25 protein-coding genes and 1 tRNA gene are annotated in these 24,943 nt (G+C 55.7%); 20 read left to right on the forward strand and 6 right to left on the reverse strand.

Annotated elements, in window-relative coordinates:
- Positions 1-75: 75 nt before the first annotated feature.
- From R5H23_RS00595 to R5H23_RS00620, 6 genes are all read left to right on the forward strand, one after another.
- Positions 76-558: an Lrp/AsnC family transcriptional regulator gene (locus R5H23_RS00595; RefSeq protein WP_046902047.1), complete on the forward strand. Its 483-nt coding sequence runs from the start codon at positions 76-78 to the stop codon at positions 556-558.
- Positions 558-1,679, forward strand: coding sequence for a glycosyltransferase family 2 protein (locus tag R5H23_RS00600; RefSeq protein ID WP_317213880.1), 1,122 nt, complete (start codon positions 558-560; stop codon positions 1,677-1,679). The genes R5H23_RS00595 and R5H23_RS00600 overlap by 1 nt, the downstream gene beginning before the upstream one ends.
- 1 nt (position 1,680) lies before the next feature.
- Complete coding sequence (locus tag R5H23_RS00605) at positions 1,681-3,078, forward strand: glycosyltransferase family 39 protein (RefSeq protein WP_317213881.1); 1,398 nt, start codon at positions 1,681-1,683, stop codon at positions 3,076-3,078.
- 49 nt (positions 3,079-3,127) lie between these two features.
- Complete coding sequence (locus tag R5H23_RS00610; RefSeq protein WP_317213882.1) at positions 3,128-4,048, forward strand: flagellar motor protein MotB; 921 nt, start codon at positions 3,128-3,130, stop codon at positions 4,046-4,048.
- Positions 4,049-4,074: 26 nt separating this feature from the next.
- Entirely contained in the window at positions 4,075-4,941 is an 867-nt protein-coding gene (gene motA, locus R5H23_RS00615) for a flagellar motor stator protein MotA (protein ID WP_046901396.1), read from the forward strand.
- A 68-nt stretch (positions 4,942-5,009) separates the two neighbouring features.
- The gene (locus R5H23_RS00620) at positions 5,010-7,127 is read left to right on the forward strand and encodes a prolyl oligopeptidase family serine peptidase (RefSeq protein WP_317213883.1); all 2,118 of its coding nucleotides are present in this window, start codon (positions 5,010-5,012) and stop codon (positions 7,125-7,127) included.
- Positions 7,128-7,257: 130 nt separating this feature from the next.
- Here R5H23_RS00620 and rpsU read toward each other — a convergent pair whose 3' ends face one another.
- Entirely contained in the window at positions 7,258-7,461 is a 204-nt protein-coding gene (gene rpsU / locus R5H23_RS00625; protein WP_007283570.1) for a 30S ribosomal protein S21, read from the reverse strand.
- A gap of 189 nt (positions 7,462-7,650) precedes the next feature.
- On the opposite strand from rpsU, the gene def reads away from it, so the two are divergent.
- Genes def through R5H23_RS00645 form a run of 4 tightly spaced genes read left to right on the forward strand, consistent with a single transcriptional unit; the run spans position 7,651 to position 10,688 of the window.
- Complete coding sequence (def, locus tag R5H23_RS00630; RefSeq protein ID WP_086634133.1) at positions 7,651-8,163, forward strand: peptide deformylase; 513 nt, start codon at positions 7,651-7,653, stop codon at positions 8,161-8,163.
- Positions 8,164-8,165: 2 nt separating this feature from the next.
- The gene (locus R5H23_RS00635) at positions 8,166-8,648 is read left to right on the forward strand and encodes a MarR family winged helix-turn-helix transcriptional regulator (protein ID WP_232309068.1); all 483 of its coding nucleotides are present in this window, start codon (positions 8,166-8,168) and stop codon (positions 8,646-8,648) included.
- Positions 8,645-9,343, forward strand: coding sequence for a response regulator transcription factor (locus tag R5H23_RS00640; RefSeq protein ID WP_317213884.1), 699 nt, complete (start codon positions 8,645-8,647; stop codon positions 9,341-9,343). The genes R5H23_RS00635 and R5H23_RS00640 overlap by 4 nt, the downstream gene beginning before the upstream one ends.
- Positions 9,321-10,688, forward strand: coding sequence for an ATP-binding protein (locus R5H23_RS00645; protein ID WP_317213885.1), 1,368 nt, complete (start codon positions 9,321-9,323; stop codon positions 10,686-10,688). Before R5H23_RS00640 ends, R5H23_RS00645 begins: the two co-directional genes overlap by 23 nt.
- Before the next feature lie 8 nt (positions 10,689-10,696).
- Here R5H23_RS00645 and R5H23_RS00650 read toward each other — a convergent pair whose 3' ends face one another.
- Entirely contained in the window at positions 10,697-11,269 is a 573-nt protein-coding gene (locus R5H23_RS00650) for an outer membrane protein assembly factor BamE (RefSeq protein WP_086634131.1), read from the reverse strand.
- Positions 11,270-11,377: 108 nt separating this feature from the next.
- Here R5H23_RS00650 and R5H23_RS00655 point away from each other — a divergent pair, with 108 nt between their 5' ends.
- The 7 genes from R5H23_RS00655 to R5H23_RS00685 all read left to right on the forward strand — a co-directional run bounded on the left by R5H23_RS00655 (position 11,378) and on the right by R5H23_RS00685 (position 15,857).
- Entirely contained in the window at positions 11,378-11,959 is a 582-nt protein-coding gene (locus R5H23_RS00655) for a DUF177 domain-containing protein (protein ID WP_046901403.1), read from the forward strand.
- Between the two features lie 154 nt (positions 11,960-12,113).
- Positions 12,114-12,317 (forward strand): 50S ribosomal protein L32, encoded by a 204-nt coding sequence (rpmF, locus tag R5H23_RS00660; protein WP_046901404.1) that lies wholly within the window; start codon positions 12,114-12,116, stop codon positions 12,315-12,317.
- A 63-nt stretch (positions 12,318-12,380) separates the two neighbouring features.
- Positions 12,381-13,490 carry a phosphate acyltransferase PlsX gene (plsX, locus tag R5H23_RS00665; RefSeq protein WP_317213886.1) on the forward strand — a complete coding sequence of 370 codons (1,110 nt, stop codon included), beginning with the start codon at positions 12,381-12,383 and terminating at the stop codon, positions 13,488-13,490.
- Between the two features lie 8 nt (positions 13,491-13,498).
- A complete protein-coding gene (locus R5H23_RS00670; RefSeq protein WP_317213887.1) occupies positions 13,499-14,467 on the forward strand; it encodes a beta-ketoacyl-ACP synthase III in 969 nt (322 codons plus the stop codon).
- A 72-nt stretch (positions 14,468-14,539) separates the two neighbouring features.
- On the forward strand, positions 14,540-14,863 hold the full coding sequence (locus R5H23_RS00675; RefSeq protein ID WP_064273136.1) for an integration host factor subunit alpha: 324 nt from the start codon (positions 14,540-14,542) through the stop codon (positions 14,861-14,863).
- Positions 14,856-15,719, forward strand: a complete 864-nt coding sequence (locus tag R5H23_RS00680; RefSeq protein ID WP_317213888.1) for a MerR family transcriptional regulator — start codon at positions 14,856-14,858, stop codon at positions 15,717-15,719. Before R5H23_RS00675 ends, R5H23_RS00680 begins: the two co-directional genes overlap by 8 nt.
- Before the next feature lie 61 nt (positions 15,720-15,780).
- A tRNA-Pro gene (locus tag R5H23_RS00685) sits at positions 15,781-15,857 on the forward strand.
- A 48-nt stretch (positions 15,858-15,905) separates the two neighbouring features.
- Here R5H23_RS00685 and R5H23_RS00690 read toward each other — a convergent pair.
- From R5H23_RS00690 to R5H23_RS00700, 3 genes are all read right to left on the reverse strand, one after another.
- Positions 15,906-17,012: an AI-2E family transporter gene (locus R5H23_RS00690; RefSeq protein WP_099212210.1), complete on the reverse strand. Its 1,107-nt coding sequence runs from the start codon at positions 17,010-17,012 to the stop codon at positions 15,906-15,908.
- Between the two features lie 89 nt (positions 17,013-17,101).
- A complete protein-coding gene (locus tag R5H23_RS00695; protein WP_211496945.1) occupies positions 17,102-17,533 on the reverse strand; it encodes a DUF3574 domain-containing protein in 432 nt (143 codons plus the stop codon).
- Positions 17,530-18,168: an NUDIX domain-containing protein gene (locus R5H23_RS00700; protein ID WP_317213889.1), complete on the reverse strand. Its 639-nt coding sequence runs from the start codon at positions 18,166-18,168 to the stop codon at positions 17,530-17,532. Before R5H23_RS00700 ends, R5H23_RS00695 begins: the two co-directional genes overlap by 4 nt.
- A 268-nt stretch (positions 18,169-18,436) precedes the next feature.
- Here R5H23_RS00700 and R5H23_RS00705 point away from each other — a divergent pair, with 268 nt between their 5' ends.
- The 3 genes from R5H23_RS00705 (at position 18,437) to fusA (ending at position 22,907) form a co-directional block, all read left to right on the forward strand.
- Positions 18,437-20,239 carry an ATP-binding cassette domain-containing protein gene (locus tag R5H23_RS00705; protein ID WP_317213890.1) on the forward strand — a complete coding sequence of 601 codons (1,803 nt, stop codon included), beginning with the start codon at positions 18,437-18,439 and terminating at the stop codon, positions 20,237-20,239.
- A gap of 96 nt (positions 20,240-20,335) precedes the next feature.
- Positions 20,336-20,638, forward strand: a complete 303-nt coding sequence (rpmB, locus tag R5H23_RS00710; protein ID WP_007282133.1) for a 50S ribosomal protein L28 — start codon at positions 20,336-20,338, stop codon at positions 20,636-20,638.
- Between the two features lie 166 nt (positions 20,639-20,804).
- Positions 20,805-22,907, forward strand: coding sequence for an elongation factor G (gene fusA, locus R5H23_RS00715; RefSeq protein WP_099212218.1), 2,103 nt, complete (start codon positions 20,805-20,807; stop codon positions 22,905-22,907).
- Between the two features lie 440 nt (positions 22,908-23,347).
- On the opposite strand, the gene R5H23_RS00720 is transcribed toward fusA, so the two are convergent.
- Positions 23,348-24,937, reverse strand: coding sequence for a S10 family serine carboxypeptidase-like protein (locus tag R5H23_RS00720; RefSeq protein ID WP_317213891.1), 1,590 nt, complete (start codon positions 24,935-24,937; stop codon positions 23,348-23,350).
- Positions 24,938-24,943: the final 6 nt, after the last annotated feature.

A 24,943-nucleotide genomic window follows, 5' to 3' on the forward strand; every position in this document is an offset into this window, starting at 1 on the left:
ACCCCTCATATAGAGCTTTCAGACGCATGTGCCATCTTTGCGGACGCTGCCACCTGCCATATACGTCAGATTCAAATGAACGCTTCTTTCTCTTCCATCCCCGTTGAACTGGATGCCATTGACCGGCAGATCATCGCCGAGCTTCAGGCAGACGGTCGTATGACCAATGTGGAGCTGGCCAAACGCGCCGGTATTTCCGCTCCCCCCTGTCTGAGGCGTGTCAGGCGTCTGGAAGAACTTGGCATCATCAAAGGGTATCATGCAGAAGTTGACGCAGCCCTGCTTGGCTGGTCGCTCAATTTTTATGCCCTCATCGGTCTCGATAGCCAGAAGGGAAGTGTTCTGGAGGCCTTCGAGGCGCAGGTCGGTGCCTGGCCCGAAACACGCGAATGTCACATGATCCGTGGCGGAGGAGATTTCCTCGTCCGTCTCGTCGCTCGTGATGCTGCGCACCAGAACATTCTGACCCGCCGTCTGACAGACAGTGTCCACGTCGTGCGGGTGCAGACACTCCAGACCATTCATACCAGTCGTGATCTGGCTGGAGTTCCTATCTGATGCCAGAAGCATCCCCAACGGTTAGCGCTGGGATGCTTTTGCCTGCCCGGATCAGCATTATTGTTCCCTGCTATAATGAGGCAGAGAATGTTGTTCCCCTTGTCGCGGCTTTGGATGCAGCTCTTGAAGGAGAACGTTGGGAAGTCATTTTTGTTGATGACAACTCCCCGGACGGAACTGCCGAGCGCGTTTCGAAAGTTGCGAACAGTGATCCTCGTGTAAGGGTCATCAAAAGGGTAGGACGTCGGGGTCTCTCATCCGCTGTTATCGAGGGTTTTCTGTCGTCCAGCGCACCGTATGTGGCGGTCATGGATGGGGACCTTCAGCACGACGAGACTGTTCTGCCCAAAATGCTGGCAGACCTTGATGCCGGCTCCGATATTGTTGTCGCCAGCCGCCATGTGGAAGGCGGAGACAATGCCGGGCTGGCAGGTTATTGGCGGCATCTCCTGTCAGACACCGGAATTCGCGCTGCTCAATCGGTTTTGCCGCACCGCCTGACTGATCCGATGAGCGGGTTCTTTGCCATGCGGCGAGAGCTTTTTCAGACTGTTCTTCCAAAACTTTCCGGAACCGGCTTCAAGATCCTGCTGGATTTGGCGATGTCTGCGCCAAAGTCCGTGAAGATCACGGAAGTACCCTTTGTTTTCCGTCCGCGTCTTGCGGGAGAAAGCAAGCTGGATGTCGTTGTTCTCCTCCAGTTCGCAATGATGATTCTGGATAAAGTCACGCATGGCTGGTTGCCATCCCGTTTTCTGGCGTTTGCGCTGGTCGGCCTTGTTGGCGTGGTCGTGAATGTTGCCGTGATGCAGATTGCCCGACTGGGAGGAATGGATTTCTCTCAGTCTCAACTGGTTGGAACGGCCGTTGCCATCCTGACAAATTTCCTGCTCAACAACCGTCTCACTTATCATGACCGGCGCCTGAAGGGCGCGAAGATGTGGATGGGATTAATTATTTTCTTCGCCGTCTGTTCTCTCGGGGCGGCCGCTAATATCGGGGTGGCCCGTATGGTGCTGCATGATGTTGGCCATGGGCACTGGGACCGTGCGTCTGCCGCAGGGGCCGTGATCGGTGTCGTCTGGAATTACGCTGTGTCTTCCACTCTCATCTGGCGCTGACGTGACTGATAATTTCAAGAAGCAGGCCAGCCTGTTCTGGGCGCTTCTTGTTGCCCTGACTGTGACGCGCCTCGGGTTGGCAGCATGTCTGCCGCTCACGCCTGATGAGGCTTACTATTGGGTGTGGTCCCGCCATCTTCAGGGTGGCTATTTCGACCATCCTTTCATGGTAGCCCTCTGGATCAGAATTGGGACATGGCTGGCTGGCGACACGTCTCTGGGGGTGCGTCTGCTCGGGCCGCTTTCCGTTCTTCCCGGAAGCTGGGCCCTGTACCATGCGGCCAGGCTGTTGCTCCCGTCGCGGCCTTGGCCGTTATCGGGCTTTCAGGCCGTTCTTCTCCTGAATGCAACGTTGATGCTCGGACTTGGATCAGCGACCATGACACCGGATACACCGCTGGTATTTTTCGTTTCGGTGTCTCTTTTTACACTCGGGAAGGCCGTTTCGTCGTCGGGAGGCAGAGCAACCGGTTGGTGGCTGTTAACGGGTGTTTTGCTCGGTCTCGCCTTTGATTCGAAATATACCGCTGTTCTCATCGGTTTAGCCCTTGGGGGGGCAGTTCTCACGACCTCGAGGCTCAGGAAGCAAGCTGGTCCATGGCTGGCAATTCCGCTTTTGATCATCACGACGACCCCGGTCCTTCTCTGGAATGCATCCCATCATTGGGTCAGCCTGCTGAAACAGGGTGGACGAGCAGGCGACTGGCATCTGGCTCGTGCATCCCAGTTTCTGCTGGAGCTTCTCGGAGGTCAGATTGGTCTGGCGACACCCCTTGTTTTCGGGCTCTTTGCTCTAGGTGGCTGGGCGTGCATCAAACGGAACAGGCTTCTGGCATGGCTAAGCCTTCTGCCTCTCGCTGTGTTTGTCATGCATGCTCTGGGCGATCGGGTTCAGGCAAACTGGCCGGCTGTCGTTTATCCCGTCCTGGCTTTGGCTGCGATAGAAGCCGGCCGGAGTGTTCGGTGGCCGGTCATCAGCGGAATAGCCTTGACCGTGCTGGTTTATGGGCAAGCTGTCTTCTCTCCGCTGCCGTTCCCAGCCGCTAAAGATCCGATCCAGCGACAGACGGCTGGATGGCCCGATTTCAGTCGAAAGCTTGTCGCTCGTGCTCAGGAGATGGGAGCATCTGCTTTCGTGGCTGAAGAGTATGGTCTCGCATCTCAACTTGCTTTGACACAGAACAGCCTTCCGGTTCTGGGATCAGATCCAAGGTGGAGCCTGTTTTCTTTTCCGTCTGCTGAGGTTCCGCTCGGTTTAAAAATTGAAGAGCTTCACCGCATTCCCGCAGTGCTGGATCAGGACACGCTGTGTCGCCAGAGCCATGGCCATAATGTGCGGTGTTACCGCGTTGACGTTGTGAAAATGCCGTCTGGTGTGCAGTTGCCAGGGCGGACTTAAAGCTCTCCTTAACCTTTGATTGCCATACTGACCTCTCTCAGGAGGCAGCATGTCGAAAGCAAACGGCAAGGACGAGCGCAGGATCATTATCAAGCGTTTTGAAGTTGTAGAAGGTGGCCATCACGGCGGAAGCTGGAAGATTGCCTATGCGGACTTCGTGACGGCCATGATGGCGTTCTTTCTGGTCATGTGGCTTATCAATGCCACAACAGAAGAGCAACGTAAGGGCATCGCTAATTTCTTTAATCCGATAGCAGTTCAGCAGGACGCACCACCCAAACTGAGCGTCATGCCTGATCTCTCTCCCATCGCGTCCTCTGATCGTCCTATGGCCATCAAGCCCGGCCAGACCGCGGGGTCAAATCCAGATGACGGTCCATCAGGACAGAATCATCTTCCCCAAAAAGATGCGGAAAAGCACAGCGCACAGATTGTAGTTCTGCGCGATGGGCAGATCGAACCAGGAGAGCCCGTATCCGGCCAAGAGGCATTCCCCCACAAGCAGGCCTTCCAGAATGCTGCCGATCAGATCAGTAGAGCCCTGAATGCTCCGTCACAACTGGCAGACGTCCGAGATCAGGTTTCCATCCAGGTCGGTGATGATGGGTTGCATGTGGAGATTGCAGATTCTGAACATCAGCCAATGTTCGCGCTGGGTTCTGCCACTCCAATGCCGCGCGCTCTTCAACTCCTGAGGCTGGTCGCTCCCTATCTTGAAAAGCTTCCGGGACACCTCTCCATCGCCGGATACACGGATGCGGCGCCTTACAAAGCTGGTTTGCCATCCAACTGGAGCCTGTCCAGCAGCCGCGCGGTTGCGGCGAGGGACGTTCTTGTTCAGGCGGGCTTTCCGGACCGACGCCTGCAAACTGTCAGCGGCTATGCCGATAGAAACCTTTTTGATCATGCCAATCCGCTGAGTCCACGGAACAGACGCGTCGTTCTGGTTCTGTCTCCCGATCAACCATAATCAAGTCGCCACTCAGGAAATATTGAATGTTTATTCTTATCGGCCTTGGTGTCGTTCTGGCCTGCGTGTTTGGCTCCTTCGTGGCATCAGGCGGCGCCATAGGTCCATTGCTTGCGTCCATGCCCTTTGAACTCCTGACGATCCTGGGGGCAGCAATCGGCACATTTGTCATGGCCAACTCAATTTCCGCTGTGAAACACCTTCCGGCCGGTTTGAAGAAAGCCATGAAAGGCTCTCAGTACGGTCGACAGGATTATCTTGAACTTCTGGGGCTGCTGTTCCACGTGACCAAGCTGGCGGCCAGCAAGGGGATGATGGCTATTGAGAGCCATATTGAAGATCCCCAAGGCAGTACAATCTTCGGGGCGTTTCCGAAGATTCGGGATAACGGACAGGTCTGTTCCTTCATCTGCGATTACCTGCGGATGGCAGGCATGAATGCGACAGATCCGTTCCAGATGGACGACGTGATGGGACGGGAGCTTAAAAAGAACCTGCGGGAGGAGATGCATCTTCCTCACGCACTGCAATCTGTTTCCGATGCTCTTCCAGCCCTCGGAATTGTTGCTGCCGTTCTCGGTGTGATCAAGACTATGGCATCCATCAGCAAGCCTCCTATCGTGCTGGGCGAGATGATTGCTGGTGCGCTTGTCGGAACGTTTCTCGGTATTCTGCTGGCATATGGCATTGTTGCCCCGATTGCAGGCCGTCTCGGGGGCGTTGTGGAAGAAGAGGCGTCTTACCTTGATTTGGTTCGTTCCGTCATTGTCGCGCATTTGCAAGGGAATGCGCCTCAGGTCAGTGTAGAAATCGGCCGCAAAAGCATTCCCTGTGACCTCATGCCGACCTTTCAGGAGGTCGAAGAGGCTGTCAGTGCCGTTGCTGTGGGATGAGGTTGTTTTCCCGTGGGTGATCTTTACGATGCCGTCATCACTATGAATGACGGCCGAAAGGATCAGGCATGCGTCCCTCCGCACTGCGGGCTCTCTGTCTCTTACTTCCTCTTTTTCCTTTTGCGTCGGTACAGGCTGCTACGGCCACTCCCTCAAGGGCTCAGCTTGAGCAGGTCGATGGCGGACCAGCCCTTCATTGGGTGAAGGCTGAAAATAAAAAAACGCAGAATGCTCTGGCTTCTGACCCCAGATACAAGCCGCTTTATGATCGGATCCTCTCGGCTCAGCAGTCACCGGATCGTCTCGCTGTTCCCACACAAATGGCAGGAGAGATCTGGAATTTCTGGCAGGACAAAGTTCATGCCCGCGGGGTCTGGAGAAGCACGTCCGAGGCTGATTTCAAAAGCGGACATCCGCTATGGAAGACGCGCTTTGACTTGGATGAACTCTCTCAGTCTGAACATGCTAACTGGGTGATGGAAGGTCTGAACTGCCTGGAGCCAGCAGACCGGATCTGCCTTCTGGGCCTGTCCAATGCGGGCGAAGACGCGCACGAACTGCGAGAATACGACACGACCACCAATGAATTTGTGCAGAGTGGTTTCCGGCTACCAAACGGGAAGCAGGCAGTCGCATGGCTTGATAAGGATACAGTTCTGGTCTCTCGAGACTGGGGCACGACCGATGCAGGCCTGACAGCGTCAGGGTATCCGTATGTTGTCCGTGCCCTGAAGCGCGGGCAGAGCCTGTCTCAGGCTCAGGAAGTGTTCCGTGGAACCGGGCAGGACATGGAAGTCGTTCCCACTGTCCTGCGGGACGGGCAGGGGCATCAGGTCGTTCTGATCGATCGGCATAAGGATTTTTTCCATAGCGAAGTTGAGCGACTGGATCCGGGAACGCTTAAAACAAGCCAGCTTCCCATGCCGGAGAAATATGACGGTCTGAGCTATCAGGATGGCCAACTGGTCTTCCATCTGCTCCAGGATTGGCCCACGGCGAAGGGGACAATCCCTGCAGACAGCGTTGTCGCGGTAGATCCAGATCATCCTCAGGCCCCCGAGATCATTGTCACCCCGACCAAGCGGCAGACCATCGGGGATGGAATGGATGGCGCTATTGCGGCGACCAAGGATGGTCTGATCGTTGTTATGTATGACAATGTTCAGCCCGTACTGATGCTCTATCGACGGGGTTCGAACGGACATTGGTCTGGGCGGAGCATCGAGCTGGCCAAGAATATGGCCGCCAGTATTGTCTCCTCTGATCCCCACAGCTCAGAAGCATATCTCCAGCTCGAAGGCTTCATTCAGCCGCCGCAGATCTGGAGCGTCAACACAGCTAGGCAGAACACTCAGCTTCTCTATAGCCAACCCGAGCTGTTTGATTCGTCCAAGCTCACGGTTGAGCAGCTTTTTGCGCCCAGTAAAGACGGAACGCAGGTCCCGTATTTTGTTGTGCATGCGAAAGACTGGACGAAGAATGGTGCCAACCCCACGCTTATGACCGCCTATGGTGGCTTTGGCCTCTCGTACCTGCCTGTCTACCATCCAGACCTTGGGATCACGTGGTTCGAGCGTGGTGGGGTTTACGTGATGGCAAACATCCGGGGTGGCGGAGAGTTCGGCCCAGCCTGGCATGAAGCTGCGCGTCACGCAGGACGCCAGTCTGCCTATGATGACTTTGCATCCGTGGCCCGGGACCTGTTTTCCAGAAACATCACATCGGCCAAGCGTCTGGGTATTCGTGGACGATCCAATGGCGGCTTGCTGATGGGGGTAGAATTCACGCAGCATCCGGAACTGTGGAACGCGACCATCATTGGTGTGCCGTTGCTCGATATGCTGAATTACGAGCGCATGGCGGCAGGCGCGTCATGGGCGGCTGAATACGGAAGTGTGTCTACACCCGAAGGAAAAGCATTCTGGGATAAGACGTCGCCGCTTCAGGCTTTGAAGCCTGATGTGCACTATCCAACACCATTCATTTTCACTTCGACCCGAGATGACCGTGTTGGTCCTGTGCATGCTCGCCTGTTCGCAGCGCGCCTTCAGGAGCTCCATGTACCCTTCTTCTATTACGAAGATATGGAGGGAGGTCATGCCGGAACCGTCAATGCTGCCGAGGTGGCACATGAACGGGCCCTGGAAGCAGTCTATCTAAGCCGCAGGCTGATGGACCCACGCTGAGGGGAGGCTTGCCTCCTTGCCGTAACAGGTAAGGGGGCAAATTCTGAAATCTTTGTGTGACGGTAATAAAAAAAAGCCGCGCCCCTGAGGGCTGCGGCTTTTCTCGTCCGTTCAGATAACGGGAAGGACTTTAGAAGCCTTCACGCTCCAGACGCTTGCGCTCCATCTTGCGGGCACGACGAACAGCTTCTGCTGCTTCGCGGGCGCGACGCTCAGAGGGCTTCTCGAAGTGGCGACGCAGCTTCATCTCACGAAACACGCCTTCGCGCTGCATCTTCTTCTTGAGCGCCTTTAGCGCCTGGTCAACATTGTTGTCACGAACGAGTACCTGCACGGTGCCGTCAACTCCTTCTGGGCCCGCCTTTAGCGTCACCCGTGATATGGCAATCCAATTGGGATGGAGCCCTTAACACACTCTTTTGGAGATGTGCAATTCATTCGATGGTGCTTGTGCTGATTTTTATCCATGCGCAATCTGCGGGCGATTTGTGCGTTAACATTCTGCAACTGATAGAGGAAGCTCATGGCCCTGCTCAAGATTGCCCGTATGGGTCACCCTGTCCTGCACCAGATCGCAGAACCTGTTTCTGATCCAACATCCCCGGAAATCCGCCATTTGATTAAGGATATGCTCGACACGATGGTCGATGCAAATGGCGCCGGGCTGGCTGCGCCCCAGGTTCATCACCCCTTGCGACTTTTCGTCTATCGCGTGCCCGCAAACCGGGTTTCCGATCCTGAACAGGCTCTGTTGCCACGTGTTCTGATCAATCCGGAAATTACACCTCTTGGTGAAGAGATGATGGTTTGTGGCGAAGGATGCCTCTCGATTCCAGGTTTGCGAGGCGATGTCCTTCGCCATGCCAAGGTCCATTATCGGGGCGTCGATGAAAATGGAGAAGAGGTTGAAGGCGAGGCGGTCGGGTTCCACGCCAATGTTCTTCAGCATGAGAACGATCATCTGGATGGTATTCTCTACCCGCAACGCATCGAAGATTTTAGCCGCTTCGGGTACGTTGAGGAAATAGTTCGGTGACAATGCGCCTTCCGGACGGACCACCTTCTGCGACCGCACATCTTTATCTTCGTGAAGAGCAGATTCGTCAGTCCTACGAAGCACTCATGCTCGCGTGGCGCAGTCTTAACTCAGAATGCGAGACACTTCTGCGGGAAAACGGCTTGGGTTCTGCGCACCATAGAATTCTTTTTCTGGTCGCGGCCCATCCCGGGATCACTCCCAGCGCGCTGCTTGCCAGCCTCGGGATCACAAAGCAGTCCCTTGGTCGGGCTTTGGGAGACCTGCGTGAGCGAAATTTTCTTGTGCAGGAAGAAGACCGGCATGATCGGCGCAAGCGCCCGCTAAAGCTCACGCCTGAAGGCGAGGCGATTGAGCGACAGCTTTTTCAGCTGATCCGTGATGTTATGACACGGGCCTACAGGGAGGCAGGAGTAACTGCGGTTGAGGGGTTCAAGCGTGTTCTTTCACCTCTCCAGATCGCTCCGGGAGGAGGTTTTCGATGAGTGACGAACATATTCTTGTTGTCGATGATGATTCCCGCCTGCTCAGGCTCTTGCAGCGGTACCTCGCTGAAAACGGCTATCGCGTTACTACGGCGCAAGATGCCCGTCAGGCTCGCGAAGTGCTGCAACTAATTCAGCCGGATGCCATCGTGCTGGATGTCACGATGCCAGGAGAAGACGGGGTTTCGTTAACGCGGGCACTCAGAGCGGAGGGACTGTCGTTACCGATTCTTCTGCTTACGGCTCGGGGAGAGCCGGCGGATCGGATCGACGGACTGGAATCCGGTGCGGATGATTATCTGGGCAAGCCGTTTGAACCCAGAGAACTGTTGCTTCGCCTTCGTGCACATCTAAGAAGAATTGTGCCCACCGTCTCCGCAGTCTCCGAAGTGCCCTCTCTTTTACGGCTTGGCGTGTTGGAGTTCGATGTGCCGCGTGGCCTTCTGACTGGTCCGGATGGACCGGTCCATCTGACAGGAGGCGAGGCTGCCTTGCTGGGGGTGCTGACCAGTCGCCCAGGGATTGTTATGTCGCGCGAAGACATTGCCAAAGCGCTCGACATGGATGAAATCGGAGAACGTGCTGTGGATGTGCAGGTGACGCGTCTCAGACGGCGCATTGAGGTCGATCCCAAGGAGCCACGTTTCCTCCATACGGTTCGCGGGAAGGGTTATGTTCTCAAGCCCGGGATCTGAAGATCACTGGGGACGACTGGATCGTCCGCTAAGGCGCGTTCTTCCGCGCTCCCTTTTAGGGCGGTCCATGCTGATCGTCCTGACGCCGCTGCTCGTCACGCAGGCAATCGTCCTGATTTTGTTTTACGGGACTTACCTGAATGTCGTCTCCCGGCGCCTGTCTGATGGCATCACAGGCGAGGTCTCGCTCGTCATGTCGATGCTGGAGCGGACGCCTGAGCAGGATCGGCGCGAAGCTCTTTTGCGAGATGCGTCTGCACGAACCCAGCTGGAATTCGTTTTTCATCCGAATGCGACTTTAGGGCGCGAAGGGACGAATCATGTTCTCGGTCCTATCGACGATGATTTTGAGCGTGCTCTGCATCAGGGGCTGGGACGTCCCTTTTTTGTGGACTGGTCTGCCGTTCCGGAAACCGTCAGAGTCTCCATCGCTTTGCCTGATGGTGTGCTGGATGTTCTGACGCCTCATAAGAGGCTGAGCATTGGCCCGATCTGGATGTTTGTCGCCTGGGCTTTCAGCAGTTCTGCGCTTCTTTTTGTCATTGCCGCACTGTTCATGCGTAATCAGGTGCGCGCCATTCGCAGGCTCGCTCAGGCAGCTGAGCTTTTTGGATTAGGTCGCGATGAAGGGGCTATCCGCCCTCAAGGGGCGCGTGAGGTGCGTCAGGCCGCTATCGCGTTCAACCGCATGCAGGATCGCGTCAATCGGTTTGTCGCGCAAAGGACGGCGGTTCTGGCGGGGGTTTCTCATGATCTGCGCACCCCCTTAACGCGGTTGCGCCTCAGTATGGCCATGCTCCCGACAAAAGGACGCATTCAAGCTGAAGATCTCCAGCCCGATATTCAGGACATGGTGACGGATATCGAAGATATGGAGCGGCTGATTGGCAGCTATCTGTCTTTTGCGCGTGGAGAAGGATCGGAACGTCCCGTACTGACAGATCTCCGATCCCTAATTGATGAGGTTGCTGTGGCTGCCAGACGTGCCGGCGGTCAGGTTCTGGGGGTCGAGGGACGGGAAGGTGTTGAAATACCAGTCCGGCCGGATGCGCTGAAGCGTGCGCTCACCAATTTGGCGGATAATGCCAGACGGCATGGGGGTGCCATGCGAATCTCTCTCTGGGAAGGAGAGAGAAGGATCGAGATTACAGTGGAAGATAATGGTCCCGGTATTCCCCCTGATCAGCGGGAGACGATTTTGCAGTCAACACGATCAGGAAGTAACGGCGGGAGCGGTCTGGGGCTGACGATTGTCCGCGATATCATTCATGCCCATGGGGGCACCATCAGGCTGCTCGAAAGCCCACTTGGCGGACTGGGCGTTCTGCTCAGCCTGCCAAAATAAGTGGAAGATCAGGGCAGGGTATTACCCGCGCCACCATTGCCGGTGCCCTGATTACCCAGCGGGCCCTGGCTGCCACCAAATGTGCTGCTCATGTTGCTCATTGGGTTGTAACGGCCAACGTTACCCAGCAGCTCCTGAATGACCGACGTCTTGGTGCCCGGCGTTGGGGTTGTGGCGCCCACCATGCCGACGCGGATGGAATCCTTGCGGTTCAGGGTATCCATCTTCCGCAGTACGCCGGAGTTGTCGAAGTTCAGAACCACAACCTGCTGCTTGTCCACCGTTGGGAAGCCCAGCGGCGTTGGAGACGTGATCATGGACACATAGATCCATGTGTTGTCGTCAAAGGTTGCGTGTGCGGTCGGGGAGCCGAGGCTGTCGAGCACGTCAGACCGTGTGCTGGTGCCTGGCACCAGCTGGGCATAGTCGGTCTTCTCGATGAGCGAACCGCGCGGCTCGGGAATCGGGCTGAATACCGAGCATCCTCCCAGAAGGAGCGGAGCACAGGCCAAACCGGTGAAACCGAGGCGTTGCACAAGACGTGTTCTGCTTTTGGTCGTCAGAAAAGATGCGTTATTCATGGAACCGGAAACTATCCTGTGCAAGAGAACCGCTCAACCCTGCGGGTGCCTTAAACGATACCTGCCTGTCAACGATTTCCCCTATGTAACCGGGGATGGAGTGCTCAAATGTCTCATTCTCCCGAATTTTCACGTCGTATCCCCCTGAGTCGGGTAGGGGCAGGAACAGAAGAAACCGTGACGGCAACCCCGCAGGAGCGTGAAGCCCTGGCGCGGCGGTTTGGCATTCCGGCAGTGCATCACCTTGAGTGTCGCTTCGTTCTGACACCTGAAAGCAAGACCGAAATTCTTGCTCAGGGCCGTCTGAGCGCAAAGGTGACACAGGAATGCGTCATTACGGCAGAAAAATTTGATGATGTGCTCGCCGAGACCTTTGTTCTGCGGTTCATTCCGGAATCCCAGATGCCAGAAGATGAATTCGACATCGATTCCATTAATCTGGATGCCCCTGACGACGTTCCGCATGATGGCAGGGCGCTGGACATTGGCGAAGCCGCTGCCGAACAACTGGCCCTGATGCTGGACCCATATCCTCGTCTTCCGGGTGCCGGTCTCGAAAATGCTGTTGACGTGGCCCCTGCGGAAGGGGAAGAAGGGGACGATCAGTCCGAGGACCTGCCTGAGTCAGAGCGTCGCCCAAACCCATTTGCAGCGCTCGTGGGTCTGAAGAACGGGGATAAAAAAGAATAAAATCCCTCGCTTTAGCTTGCGGGTTTGCGTTTGCTCTGCTAGAGCCGCCCGCCTGAACTCGGCGTAAATACGAGACGACGAACAACGGGGCACCGGATGCCGCTGGGAGCGGAGCAAGGGTGCCGACACAGAAGCAGAAAGAGGCATAAAAGCCATGGCCGTCCCTAAAAGAAAGACCTCGCCGTCCCGTGCTGGCATGCGTCGCAGCCACCATGCCCTGCAGGCTGAAGCGCATGCGGAATGCGCGAACTGCGGCGAACTGAAGCGCCCGCACCACGTTTGCAGCCATTGCGGTCATTACGATGGTCGTGAAGTTGTTGCAGCAGGCAAGAGCCTGAAGACGGCCGTCCGCGCCTGATCTCTTCTGCGGATGCTCTGATGGAGTATCCGCATCTGCGATGCTGTCCGGGAAACTGTCTTAATGTCTAAAGCGCCTGTCACGCCTGTTCGTGACGCCGCGGCCCTAGGGCCTTATGCCCTTGCCGTCGACGCAATGGGGGGAGACAGGGCACCGGATATCGTCCTTGCCGGTCTCGAACTGGCGGCTGATCGTCATCCGACAGCCAGACTGCTCCTGATCGGAGATGAGGCGGTTCTCAAACCGGCTCTGGCACGATATCCTAAAGCTGCCCGCATCTGTGACATTCGTCACACTCCAGCCAGCATTTCGATGGAAATGAAGCCGACCGCAGCACTGCGTGTTCGTGGCTCTTCCATGCGTCTGGCTATGGAGGCTGTATCTTCTGGTGAGGCCTGTGGTGTTGTGTCTGCTGGAAACAGCGGAGCGATGCTGGCCCTGGCCAAGATTATCGTCAAAGCGCTGCCTGGAATTTCCCGCCCTGCGATGGTTGCTGTCCAGCCTTCTGCGCGCGGTGATACGGTTATGCTGGATCTGGGCGCCAACATCGCGTGTGACGCCCGAAATCTGGTGGAATTCGCCGTCATGGGCGAGGCTTTTGCTCAGGCCGCGCTGGGTTTGCCAAAGCCGACAATCGGACTCCTGAACGTTGGTTCTGAAGACCTCAAGGGTGACGAAAGGCTGCGTCAGGCTGCTGAGCGCCTGCGAGACAGCGCGCTGGCGGAACAGTTCCACGGCTTTGTTGAAGGTCATGACATTACCGCCGGGACGACGGATGTTGTCGTGACAGATGGTTTTACGGGAAATGTTGCTCTGAAAACAGGCGAGGGGGCTCTTAAGCTTGCTTTCGGTCTGTTGAAGCGCGTTTTCGAAACCAATCTGCTGACTCGCATCGGTTATCTGCTGGTTCGCCCCGGGCTGGAGCGAATGCGGGAATGGATTGATCCGCGGCGTTATAATGGCGCCGTTTTTGTTGGGTTGAATGGCGTTGTTGTGAAGTCTCATGGTGGCGCAGATGGCGAAGCTTTTGCCTCAGCCGTCGATATCGCAATGGATGCCGTAACCCATAACCTGAACGACAAGATCCGTGCCCGCCTGGATCAGCTCGGTATGCTTGGAGCTGATGCAGCTTCTGCTGCTGCCAGCACGGTCGCCCCAGAACCTGTGAGCTGAGAAACTTTATGTCCGGTCCCCTTCGTGCCCGCCTGACAGGCGTGGGTGGCTATCTGCCACGCACGATTGTCACGAATGACGATCTCGCTCAGAAGATCGAAACATCCGACGAGTGGATCCGGGCACGCACGGGCATCACGCAGCGTCACATCGTTTCAGGTGACGAAACGACGGCGTCCATGGCCGCTGCCGCGGCGCGTCAGGCTCTTGAGCAGGCCGGTGTAAACGCTGAAGACGTTGACGCCATCATTGTGGCAACCTCAACGCCAGATCAGGTTTTCCCCGCAGTGGCAACGCAGGTGCAGGCCCTGCTCGGGATCACCAAAGGGTTCGGCTTCGATATCAGCGCTGCGTGTTCGGGGTTCGTCTATGCGTTGGCCTCAGCAAATTCGTTCATTCAATCCGGGTTGGCCAAGAAGGTTCTCGTGATTGGGAGCGAGGTCTTTTCCCGGCTGCTGGATTGGAATGATCGCACAACCTGCGTTCTGTTCGGAGATGGCGCCGGCGCGGTGCTTCTGGAAGCCGGAGCTGAGGAAGGCGAGGGCGTTCTCTCGACCCATCTTCATTCTGACGGTCGATCTGGGGACATTCTGTACGTTGACGGGGCAGTAGGCTGCGCAGGCACGACTCAACATCTCAAAATGCTTGGGCGAGAAGTGTTTCGTCATGCGGTTGTTAAGCTGTCCCAGGCTGTTGATGAAGCACTGGAAGCCAACAACCTGACGGGGCAGGATATTCAGTGGCTCGTACCGCATCAGGCCAATCTCCGTATTATTGACGGTATGGCCAAAAAGCTGGCCCTTCCTGCCGAACGTGTCGTGGTGACAGTAGACCGTCACGCTAACACGTCTGCCGCTTCCATCCCGTTGGCTCTGAACGAAGCTGTCAGAGACGGTCGTATCCAGAAGGGCGATCTTGTTCTGATGGAAGCGCTGGGTGGCGGTTTGACCTGGGGTTCTGCGCTCGTCCGCATGTGAGGCGGCGCATCGTCTTTCAAGGTTAACGATTGATTCCTTTGACTGTTCTGAACGTCATGATACGCATGTGTCATGAGTACAGTCACGCGCGCGAATCTTGTCGAGCACATCTATAGCCGTGTTGGGCTGTCCCGGCACGATTCCTCCATGATTCTGGAAAGTGTGTTGGAGAAAATTTCCTCCACACTTGAAGCAGGTGAGTCCGTGAAGCTGAGCGGCTTCGGGACCTTCTCTGTTCGCCAGAAGGGAGAACGCATCGGGCGAAATCCCAAGACCGGGGTTGAGGTTCCAATCTTGCCTCGCGCTGTCTTGGTGTTTCGGTCTTCGCAGCTTCTGCGGGACCAGATGAATGGCGTGGAAAGCCATGCTGACGATGTGGACGACGCAGATGATTGATACCACTTCGAACAATAGCGCTGATCTCTCCGACGATAATCTGGCTGATTCTGGCGCTGGAAAAATCAAAAAGGGCCCGGACGCTTACAGAACCATCAGCGAGGTCGCGGAAGAGCTCCATATTCCGCAGCATCGACTGCGTTCATGGGAAACTCTCTATCCGGGTGTGAAGCCATTTCGTGGGGAGAGTGGGCGCCGTTATTACAGCCCTGAACACGTCGAGACGCTTCGTCTTATTTCCGATCTTCTCTACGTACAGGGCTATAAGGGCCAAGGCGTTCTGCGAGTTTTAAGAGAAGAAAAAGCCAGGAAATCTTTAGAAAATCGCACTGTTTCTCCCAAGGCAGAGGAGACTATTGCGAGTGTTCATGCAGCGCCCGCTCCAGTTGAGGGTCCAGTTTTAGGAGACGCTGCGGACGATATTATCTTTCCCGAAGCTCCGGCAGTACCAGAGATCTCTGGTACTCCTGAACTGAGAGAAGAGAGCGTCCTCGTTGGTGAGACGTCAGTGCTTCACGACGAAGAAGACGCATCGCTTTCAGAGTATCCCGAAGCTCGTGAACCTGAAGAAAAGGCGGATCAGGTGCTTGACGAGTGTCTGACGGGAAGGACATTCGCCGAAGCCGAAGCCGAAGCCGAAGCCGAAGCCGAAGCCGAAGCCGAAGCCGAAGCCGAAGCCGAAGCCGAAGCCCCTTTCTCAATTTATGACACAGAAGAAGTTCTGGTTCTTCAGGATGCGAATCAGCACCTTGCTGCCTCCGTCAGGCATCTGGATGCAGAAAACGAATTTTTGCGTTCTGAAATGAAGGAAATTCTGGAAGAACTTCAAATTTTGAGAAGTCTTCTTCCGGTATAGGGCAGATGCCCCATTGCGGTGATGAGTTTGCACTGCTAAACCACCGCCACCGCAGGACGAACGGGCAGTAGCGCAGCCTGGTAGCGCACCAGTCTGGGGGACTGGGGGTCGTGGGTTCGAATCCCGCCTGCCCGACCAGTCCTGCGGTAATTACCTTAAAAAATGATGGTATTATAAAAGGCCTTTTCAGGCCTTTTTCTTGTCTGTGCGCTCTTCTGTCCAGAGCGTCCACAGCAGATGGAGTGCGGCCATAATTGCTGGTCCAAGGAACAGGCCAAGAAGGCCCCACGTTTCTGCTCCGCCCAGAATGCCTAGCAGGACCCAAAGAAATGGCATCTTGGTGCTGCCGCCAATTAGAACCGGGCGGACAAAATGGTCAGCTACAAAAATAACAACTGAGCCCAGAGCCATTACGACAATGGCGCCGATCATGCTGCTTTTAGCCAATAGCAAGAGAGCGACCAGTCCGACGGTTGGCCAGGCGAGGAACGGTATCATGGCAGCCACGGCCGTGAGCATGGCAAACAGCAAGGGCTGGGGTGCGCCTGTCAGCATATAGGCGGCTCCCATGATTGCTCCTTCTCCCAGGCCAACCAGCACCAGCCCCGCGAGTGTTCCGTGAACGGATGAGATCATCTGTTTGGCAAGGCTTTCGCCTTGTTCACCAAACAGCCGGTGTGAGCCCACAAGCCCCTTACGAATCACGTAATCTCCATCCTTCAGCAGGAAGAAGAGCGTCAGTAGAGAAAACGCAAAAAGTGTGCCGCGGCGTGCGACCTGCGACCCAACCTGCTTTGTCATCTGCATGCCATGAGCGACATCGACTGAGTGGAGCAGATGTGACAGCCGTTGTGGGCTGGTCATGTGGTTTTGCCACCACGTGGTTGCCTGGGTGGACACGAATGGAAGACGCGGGACCCATTCGGGCATTGGAATGCCGTTATTCCGCACGTCCTCAATCCATTCCAGCGCGCTCCTGATTTCGTCGGCAAGTTTGACGCCAACGAGAGAAACCGGGACCAGAAAAATCAGGGCAACAACCAGGGTGAAGCTCATCGGCAGCCAGTCATTGCGGCCAAACCGACGCTCAGCGCGCTGGTAAAGCGGCCAAAGGGAAATGGCGAACACGCATCCCCATAACAAAGCCGGAAGAAAATTTTTCAGTGTGTAAAGACCGATAGCCACGAAAAAGAGGGCCAGAAACCCACGCGCCCGCCGCTGTATGGTTCCGGTGGAATCCGAGGCTTCCACCGGAATGACTTCAGGGGAACGAGGAGGAAATTGATCGGTCATGGGGGTCCTGAAAATAGTGGCCGGAAATTATGGCTGATGCGCTATCCGTTCGCGCACTGGCGAAGTGTTTGCACCATGCCCGTAGGTTCTCAGTTGAACAGTGAGCATCCGGACTGGATAGTGAGGCCCACAGCCTGTTGGGAGAACTGTTGCCGGTAAGCGGCCTGAATTGCACGGAGATTGTGCTGAAGGTTCTTGTCGGGAGGTGTCACAACCCAGAGAATTCTGGACGGTTCCCTGCTTACCACATGGGTCACAGTATTCATCCATTGCCCATCAGCTTTGAAAACTGTCAGGCCGCTTGGGAAATAGGGGGTAATTTCGGATGTAACAAATGTCTGCCACTCATCATCTGTTATGGGCAGTCCGCCGGGACGCATCTGCCCGAACATCATTCTGATCTGCAACGTATCCTGAGCACGCATTTCGCGGCAGAGGTCGGGCGTGACACTCACCGGGACGACGCAGCCTCCCAAAAGGGGAAGCGAGAGGAACAGGGCAGTGAGACCGAGGTTTTTCATGAGTGTGTTTGTGCCAGTGCATTTTTAAGGATGGTACATTCGCTGGGAGTGAACAGACCCCGCCGGATAAACAGATCGATCAGAACGAGATTGACGTTGAACTTGAAGTCATCAGTATCTCGGACGAGAGAGAATGCATCCGCTAGCGGTATCAGATGAAAGCTCTCAACTTCACCATCTTCTGCTACCGGGACAAAGTCTTCTGGCAGGATCAGGTTGTAGCAGTGAAGAACATCCCTTCTAAGGCCTTCAGGGCGGTCCATGGCGTAGTGCAGTCGGCTGACGGGCACTGCGCGGCGGGATAGCTCTTCCGGGATGCCAGCCTCTTCCTGAGCTTCCTTGATCACCGTCATCTGTGGGTCAAGCCCGGCACTCATGCCGCCAGCGACCAGATGGTCCAGTTTTCCAGGATCAAGACGCTTGGACATACTCCGACGGGCGATCCATAGCATTGTGCCTGTGGAATGCTCCACGAGGCCATTCATATGGATACCTTCTGCCGCTACTCCCAGAACAGGAATGGCACCCCGGTCAACACGCCCAATGACATCGCCTTGCGCGTTGCGAACGTCGAAGGGCTCATCATGCGAAGCATACACACCCTGTCTGGCAAGAGTCTGGGAGAGGGGAAACAAGTCCTCTCCTGACGCAACGCCAAATTTTTCCTGTGTTTTTAATCCCAAAGATTCAAGCTGGAGGGACGTTTCCGGGGAAATCCATCCGATCTGCTCGTGAGCACAAAAAAACGGGAGCCGTCTGCCGGGAAGGCGTGCGCTATTGCAGGCCTCTATATGTCGGAGGAACGGATCAAGATTCGGGGTTGGAGACTTTTCTAGCACAATCGAAAGTTTCGCATGCGCGCGGGCGATTGCAAAGCGGAGCCTCTCTTTCTCATAGTCTGGCATGTCAAAGAAACACGATTCGAAATCGGAAAGCCTGTCTCTCAAAGAACTCTGGAAAAAAATCCGCCCTGAAAACCCAGGCCGTACGGCGTTCTGGGTCGGGGTGGCGATGGTCCTGCTTCTCGTAGAAAGCGGGACGACTGTTGCGACCCCCTGGCTATTCAGTCGGATGGTGTCGGCGTTGTCAGAGCATCAGGTGCTGCTGGCTGTCCCGTTCTGGTTAATTGGCCAGTACGCGATCATCCGTGTTGTTGCCGGGCTATCGACACCGCTCCGTGAAATGCTGATTGCTCCTATTGAAGCTGACCTGCAGAGGCGTGTTGCGCTAGTGGGATTGGAGCATCTTCACGCCATGAGCGTGCGGTTTCACCTTGATCGGCAGACGGGAGCTCTCACGAGGACATTGGATCGTGGCTCGGATGCGATTGGCACACTGCTCAGTCTTGTCCTCTTCAATGTTCTGCCAAACACTATCGAACTGTTGATGACGCTTTTCGTCGTGTTTCGGATCTTTGACTGGCGGTATGTCGTGGTGGCTGTCGGCGGGATCGGCGTTTATGCGGCTGTATCGTATGTTTTTACACGTATGCGAATGACAGCTCGGCGTGCGCGGAACACAGCCAACAGTCAGGCACAATACCAACTCGTTGACAGTATGCTGAACTTCGAGACAGTCCGCAGTTTTGCCAGCAGTCATCAGGAAATTCTCCGCTACGACCGGTCGCGCGTCGCTCTGAAGAACGCTGAAATTCGTTTGAAACGATTGGTCGGCCTTTCCCAGATGGCGCGAAGTCTGCTGATTGCGGGGGCAACTGCGGTCATATTGTTGCTGGCCGCTCATGACATCGTGCAGCACAGGATTGGTGTCGCACAGTTCGTTCTGATCGGTAGCTACCTTCGAGGGCTCTATAGTTCTGTAGGAGCGCTGAATTACGTCAGTGCGGGCTGGAGAAATGCCCGGGTAGATCTTGAGAACTACCTTGAACTCCTTGGTACACACTCAGAAATCGTTGAGGCGAAAAATCCGGCACCCTTGCCCGTCAAACTTGCGACAGGTGGTCCTGCTGCGATCAGGTTCGAGCATGTTTCCTTCAGTTACGATCCGTCCCGCGAAATCCTGCATGATATCAATCTGGATATTCCGGCGGGAACATCTCTGGCAATCGTTGGGCATACGGGCTCGGGAAAATCAACGATCGGGCGTCTGTTGACCCGCGCTTATGATCCGACATCGGGCTCGATCTTTATTGACGGGAAAAACCTGCGGGATGTGGCGCTGGAAGATCTACAACGGGTGATTGGAACCGTCCCTCAGGACACGGTTCTGTTCAATGCAGGAATTGGCGAAAATATTGCCTATGGAGATCCTTCCGCTCCAGAGGAGGCAGTTGAACTTGCGGCCGCCCGTGCGCAAATTCATGACTTCATTAATGAGCTTCCAGAAAAATATGACACAGTCGTGGGAGAGCGTGGGCTGAAGCTCTCGGGGGGCGAAAAACAGCGGGTCGCAATCGCGCGCGTTCTGCTCAAAGACCCCAGAATTCTCCTTCTGGATGAAGCAACAAGTGCCCTCGATACCTGGACGGAAGCTGCGATACAGCAGGAATTGCGCGCGCTTTCTCTGTCCCGAACAACGGTGATCGTTGCGCACCGTCTATCTACCATTCAGGACGCTGATCAGATCGTCGTGCTGGATGCAGGAAGGGTGGTCGAACGAGGAACACACACGGAATTGCTGCAAAAAGACGGCTATTATGCAAGAATGTGGTCGGTTCAGGCGGGAGAAGCGGTCATGAGGGCTTGACGAAAGCCCTCTCGTTCGCGATAAGCCGCGCCTGATTTACGGAACGCGCCGGGCCTCCGCTGTCCTGCGTCATCCAGCATCGAGGAAAGTGCTACCATGTCTCGCCGTTGCCAGGTCACGGGCAAGGGCGTGCTGACGGGCAATAACGTCAGCCACGCCAATAACAAGTCCCGCCGTCGTTTTCTCCCGAATCTGCAGGAGACCACGATGATCTCCGATATTCTTGGTTCTTCAGTGCGCATGCGCCTGTCCACCAACGGTATCCGTACGATCGAGCACAATGGTGGGCTGGATTCGTTCCTGCTGGGAACGCCAAACCGCAAGCTTCCTGAAGAAGCTCAGGTCATCAAGCGTCGTATCCTGCGTGTTCAGGAGCGTAAGGCTGCACAGACAGCCTGAGAAATCTTTCCGGCTTCGGCTGGTTCATAAAGATTACTCTTGAAAACCATGGCGGTCTGGGTCATTCAGCCGCCACTGGGACAAATCAGGTTCGGCTTTAACGAGCCGCAGCGGAGGTGTTTCAGTCCAGACTGAAACACCTTTTATTGTTTTTTGGAGGTTCTCCGTGTCCGAAAGCGTTCAGGAAGCCAAATCGGCTCTCTCGAAGATCCGCAATATCGGTATTACCGCTCATATCGATGCTGGTAAGACCACCACGACCGAGCGCATCCTGTATTACACGGGTGTCTCCCATAAGATCGGTGAAGTGCACGACGGTAACACCACCACCGATTACATGGCGCAGGAACGTGAGCGCGGCATCACCATCACGTCCGCTGCCGTGACGTGTGAGTGGAACGACCACCGCATCAACATCATCGACACCCCGGGCCACATCGACTTCAACATCGAAGTGAACCGTTCGCTCCGCGTGCTCGATGGCGCCATCTTCGTGATTGAAGGTGTGGCTGGCGTGCAGCCGCAGTCCGAGACCAACTGGCGTCTTGCTGACCGCTACAACGTCCCGCGCGTCATCTTCATCAACAAGCTCGATCGTACGGGTGCAGACTTCTACTACGCTTTCAGCACGCTGAAAGAGAAGCTGGACATCGTTGCAGTTCCGCTGCAGCTGCCGATCGGTGCTGAAGAAAACTTCGTTGGTGTTGTCGATCTGGTCGAGATGCGCGCCATCGTGTGGGAAGGCGGCGAACTCGGCGCCAAGTTCCATTACGAAGAGATCCCGGCTGACCTGAAGGAAAAGGCTGAGGAAGCTCGCCAGACCCTGCTCGACACCGCTCTTGCCGTCGATAACGACGCCATGGAAGAGTACTTCGAGAAGGGCGACGTTGACGTTGCAACGCTGAAGAAGTGCATCAAGAAGGGTGCAATCTCCGGTGAGTTCCGTCCCGTCATGTGCGGTACGGCGTTCAAGAACAAGGGCGTTCAGCCTCTGCTCGATGCAGTCATCGACTATCTTCCGGCTCCGGACGAAGTTGAAGGCATCCGCATTGCTCCGCCGGAAGGCGAAGAGGTTGACGAAGACTTCCTGCCGATCGTTCCTGTCGATCCGGATGGCAAGTTCGCTGGCCTTGCATTCAAGATCATTTCCGACAAGTACGGCACGCTGACCTTCGTTCGCGTCTATCGCGGCGTGCTGAACGCTGGCGACACGATCCTGAACACGACGAAGGGTCACAAGGAACGCGTTGGCCGCATGTTCCAGATGCATGCTGACAAGCGTCAGGAAGTGAAGTCCGTTGGTGCGGGTGACATTGCTGCGTTCGTTGGTCTGAAGGACACGGTCACGGGTGACACGCTGGCTGATGCCGCTGATCCAGTGGTTCTGGAGCGTATGCAGTTCCCGGTTCCGGTTATCGACATCTCTGTCGAGCCGAAGACCAAGGACGGTGTCGAGAAGATGACGCTGGCCCTGCAGAAGCTGACGGCTGAAGATCCGTCCCTGCACCTCAAGACCGATCAGGAAACGGGTCAGACCATCCTGTCCGGCATGGGTGAGCTTCACCTGGACATCATTGTTGACCGTCTGCGTCGTGAATACGGTGTTGATGCCAACATTGGCGCGCCTCAGGTGGCCTATCGTGAGACGATCACGAAGTCCCACATTGAGACGTATACCCACAAGAAGCAGTCGGGTGGTTCGGGTCAGTACGCTGAAGTCAAGATCGAGTTCGCTCCGTCTGACAAGCCGGACGAGATCGTGTTCACCAACAAGGTTGTCGGTGGTACGGTTCCGAAGGAATACATCCCGGCTGTCGAAAAGGGCATCCGGATGCAGAGCACCACGGGTGTTCTCGCTGGCTTCCCGACGGTGGACTTCCAGTTCACGCTGCTCGACGGTAAGTACCATGACGTTGACTCGTCGGCTCTGGCCTTCGAAATCGCCGCCAAGGCTGCTTTCCGTGAAGGTATGAAGAATGCCGGTCCGGTGATTCTTGAGCCGATCATGGACGTTGAAGTTACGACCCCGAACGATCACGTGGGTGACGTTGTTGGCGATCTTAACCGTCGCCGCGGCATCATCCAGAGCCAGGAAACGTCTGGTTCGACCGTGATGATCCGTTCCCAGGTGCCGCTGAAGGAAATGTTCGGCTACATTTCCCATCTGCGTTCTGCAACGAAGGGTCGTGCATCCTTCACCATGCAGTTCCACCACTACGAGGCTGTTCCTCGTAACGTGGCTGAAGAAATCATGGCGAAGTCTGCCTGATTTTTTCATCTCGGTGAGACATCTGACCCCGCCAGAGCAATCTGGCGGGGTTTTTTGTTGCTATATTTTATAAAGACGCCCAATACCGCTGCCTGAAACGCAAGCGTCTGTTATCGCAGCTCTTTCTACGAATAATTTTCCGCAAGCAGAGTGTTTCTCGTCTTGTCAGGTTTTCTTCTGAGAATGTTAGCACTCAGGAGCGCCAGCTTTTACTGAGTTCTGATGGTGTCGCTCTTAATCTGACGCAGGCTGTCTCAACGTTGGCGTCTAGACCAAATGTTCGCTTGAAAAGGGCACCCCAGCGATCGAGCCGTAGCGTGTATGCGAGTTTTCAATCAGACGCCTCGCCAGAGCTTTTGTTCAGATAGGCTAGCCTGCTGACTCATAAAAAAAGCGACGAAAGGTTGCCCCTTCGTCGCCTTTTCTGAAAACGCTAGAGATTAGTGCAGATTGTCTGTCCGGCGGATAAATGCTGCGACATTGTCATGAAGCTGCTGCAGTGCGGCCGGATCTACGTAGACCATGTGTCCGGACGAATACTGAGCGTATTCGATGTTCTTCTGAAGGCTGGTAGGCATCGGAAGATGCTTCATCTCGTAAATACCTTCGTAGTAAGGCGTTGCGAGATCGTAGTAGCCACCGTTCAGCATCACATGCAGGTTTGGGTTCGTCTTGATTGCCATGGCAAGGTCGCTCATGACATTGGGAACGCCCTTAGGCTGGTAGCCGTGTCCTGGCTGGGTGTGTTTGTTGTCCCAGTTCCCTTCAGGATTGAAGAGGCGGTAGGTTTCGTCTGTGCCGTACTTCAGAGTGTTCCGCACATAGTCATTGAAGACCGAAACATAGGCAGAGCTAATAGCGCTGGACTGCGGATCGTAATCTGCCTCTTTTGTCATCGGATCAAGCGTCGGGCTGGAATACCGCGTATCGAGGCGACCTGTTGCCATTCCCGTTGCAGCCTGAAGCTGCTGTTCGAACTGGCCGCCGTTCACGCGGAGATCAGAGCGCAGAATATAGTCCACCGGCAGACCAGTGTAGGTGTGGAGCTTCTCTGCGATGGCCTGACGCTCGCTTTCCGGCAGATCTGCTCCCTGACGGAGGGCAACGGTATAATCCGTCACAGCAAAATGCTCGACTTCCTTCAGGAAGGCCTTCAGGTCCGGGTGCTGCTGTGGCAGGCAATGATGATACCACGCCGTTGCAGCATAGGTGGGTAGAGCGAGAACATACGGGTCATCAACGCCAGGGTTGAACTGCGGTGCATCAGCGCTGTTGTCGTAATTCAGGATCTGGGAGAGCAGGATGACACCATTGAAATCGATGTTCTCTTCCTGCTCCAGATCATTGATGACGACTGCGGAGCGCATGGTGCCGTAGCTTTCGCCAAACAGGTATTTGGGCGAATTGTAGCGGTGGTACTTTGCAAGAAACTTCGAGATGAAGTGGGTGAACGCTTCTCCGTCACCATCGACACCAAGGAACTCCTTGGCTGCATCCTTGCCCGCAATGCGCGAGAAGCCGGTTCCCGGAGCATCGACAAACACAACGTCAGACACGTCCAGTAGAGACTGGGGATTGTTGATGAGAGCGTAAGGCGCGGCGGGAAGATGCTGGTCACCGGGTGTGTTGACGCGGCGTGGCCCGAACGTGCCCATATGAACCCAGACAGACGCCGACCCCGGCCCGCCGTTATACAGGAAGGTAATGGGACGTTTCGCGGATGGAACGCCATCCTTGAAGTAGGCGGTATAGAACATCGATGCGACAGGTGGGTTCTTGTCGCTGTCATCCTTGCCGGCTTCAACCTTGATGCCGCGCTTGGTCAGAACCTCATTGGAATCATTGTATTCTGACCCGTGCACGAGAATGGTCCCGGCAACAGCCTGATAAGGAATGGTCGAGCCATCCACGACTACCGTGCCGCGTGTCACGCTGTCGGCATTGGGGGCAGGAGTGTCCTTGGCGGGTTCAGCGGCAAGAGCGGGTGTTACCATCATGGCAACACCCAGGAAGAGAGCCTTGCGAAGCATTCAGAA

The sequence above is a fragment of the Gluconobacter sp. GP1 genome (assembly GCF_032913585.1).
In the GTDB taxonomy this organism is placed as follows: domain Bacteria; phylum Pseudomonadota; class Alphaproteobacteria; order Acetobacterales; family Acetobacteraceae; genus Gluconobacter; species Gluconobacter cerinus.

Bases quoted from the DNA above. Each gene is read 5' to 3' on its own strand.
- R5H23_RS00595 (WP_046902047.1), top strand. From the start codon at position 76: ATGAACGCTTCTTTCTCTTCCATCCCCGTTGAACTGGATGCCATTGAC.
- R5H23_RS00600 (WP_317213880.1), top strand. From the start codon at position 558: ATGCCAGAAGCATCCCCAACGGTTAGCGCTGGGATGCTTTTGCCTGCC.
- R5H23_RS00610 (WP_317213882.1), top strand. From the start codon at position 3,128: ATGTCGAAAGCAAACGGCAAGGACGAGCGCAGGATCATTATCAAGCGT.
- motA (WP_046901396.1), top strand. From the start codon at position 4,075: ATGTTTATTCTTATCGGCCTTGGTGTCGTTCTGGCCTGCGTGTTTGGC.
- R5H23_RS00620 (WP_317213883.1), top strand. From the start codon at position 5,010: ATGCGTCCCTCCGCACTGCGGGCTCTCTGTCTCTTACTTCCTCTTTTT.
- def (WP_086634133.1), top strand. From the start codon at position 7,651: ATGGCCCTGCTCAAGATTGCCCGTATGGGTCACCCTGTCCTGCACCAG.
- R5H23_RS00635 (WP_232309068.1), top strand. From the start codon at position 8,166: ATGCGCCTTCCGGACGGACCACCTTCTGCGACCGCACATCTTTATCTT.
- R5H23_RS00640 (WP_317213884.1), top strand. From the start codon at position 8,645: ATGAGTGACGAACATATTCTTGTTGTCGATGATGATTCCCGCCTGCTC.
- R5H23_RS00645 (WP_317213885.1), top strand. From the start codon at position 9,321: ATGTTCTCAAGCCCGGGATCTGAAGATCACTGGGGACGACTGGATCGT.
- R5H23_RS00650 (WP_086634131.1), bottom strand. From the start codon at position 11,269: ATGAATAACGCATCTTTTCTGACGACCAAAAGCAGAACACGTCTTGTG.
- R5H23_RS00655 (WP_046901403.1), top strand. From the start codon at position 11,378: ATGTCTCATTCTCCCGAATTTTCACGTCGTATCCCCCTGAGTCGGGTA.
- rpmF (WP_046901404.1), top strand. From the start codon at position 12,114: ATGGCCGTCCCTAAAAGAAAGACCTCGCCGTCCCGTGCTGGCATGCGT.
- plsX (WP_317213886.1), top strand. From the start codon at position 12,381: ATGTCTAAAGCGCCTGTCACGCCTGTTCGTGACGCCGCGGCCCTAGGG.
- R5H23_RS00670 (WP_317213887.1), top strand. From the start codon at position 13,499: ATGTCCGGTCCCCTTCGTGCCCGCCTGACAGGCGTGGGTGGCTATCTG.
- R5H23_RS00675 (WP_064273136.1), top strand. From the start codon at position 14,540: ATGAGTACAGTCACGCGCGCGAATCTTGTCGAGCACATCTATAGCCGT.
- R5H23_RS00680 (WP_317213888.1), top strand. From the start codon at position 14,856: ATGATTGATACCACTTCGAACAATAGCGCTGATCTCTCCGACGATAAT.
- R5H23_RS00690 (WP_099212210.1), bottom strand. From the start codon at position 17,012: ATGACCGATCAATTTCCTCCTCGTTCCCCTGAAGTCATTCCGGTGGAA.
- R5H23_RS00695 (WP_211496945.1), bottom strand. From the start codon at position 17,533: ATGAAAAACCTCGGTCTCACTGCCCTGTTCCTCTCGCTTCCCCTTTTG.
- R5H23_RS00705 (WP_317213890.1), top strand. From the start codon at position 18,437: ATGTCAAAGAAACACGATTCGAAATCGGAAAGCCTGTCTCTCAAAGAA.
- rpmB (WP_007282133.1), top strand. From the start codon at position 20,336: ATGTCTCGCCGTTGCCAGGTCACGGGCAAGGGCGTGCTGACGGGCAAT.
- R5H23_RS00720 (WP_317213891.1), bottom strand. From the start codon at position 24,937: ATGCTTCGCAAGGCTCTCTTCCTGGGTGTTGCCATGATGGTAACACCC.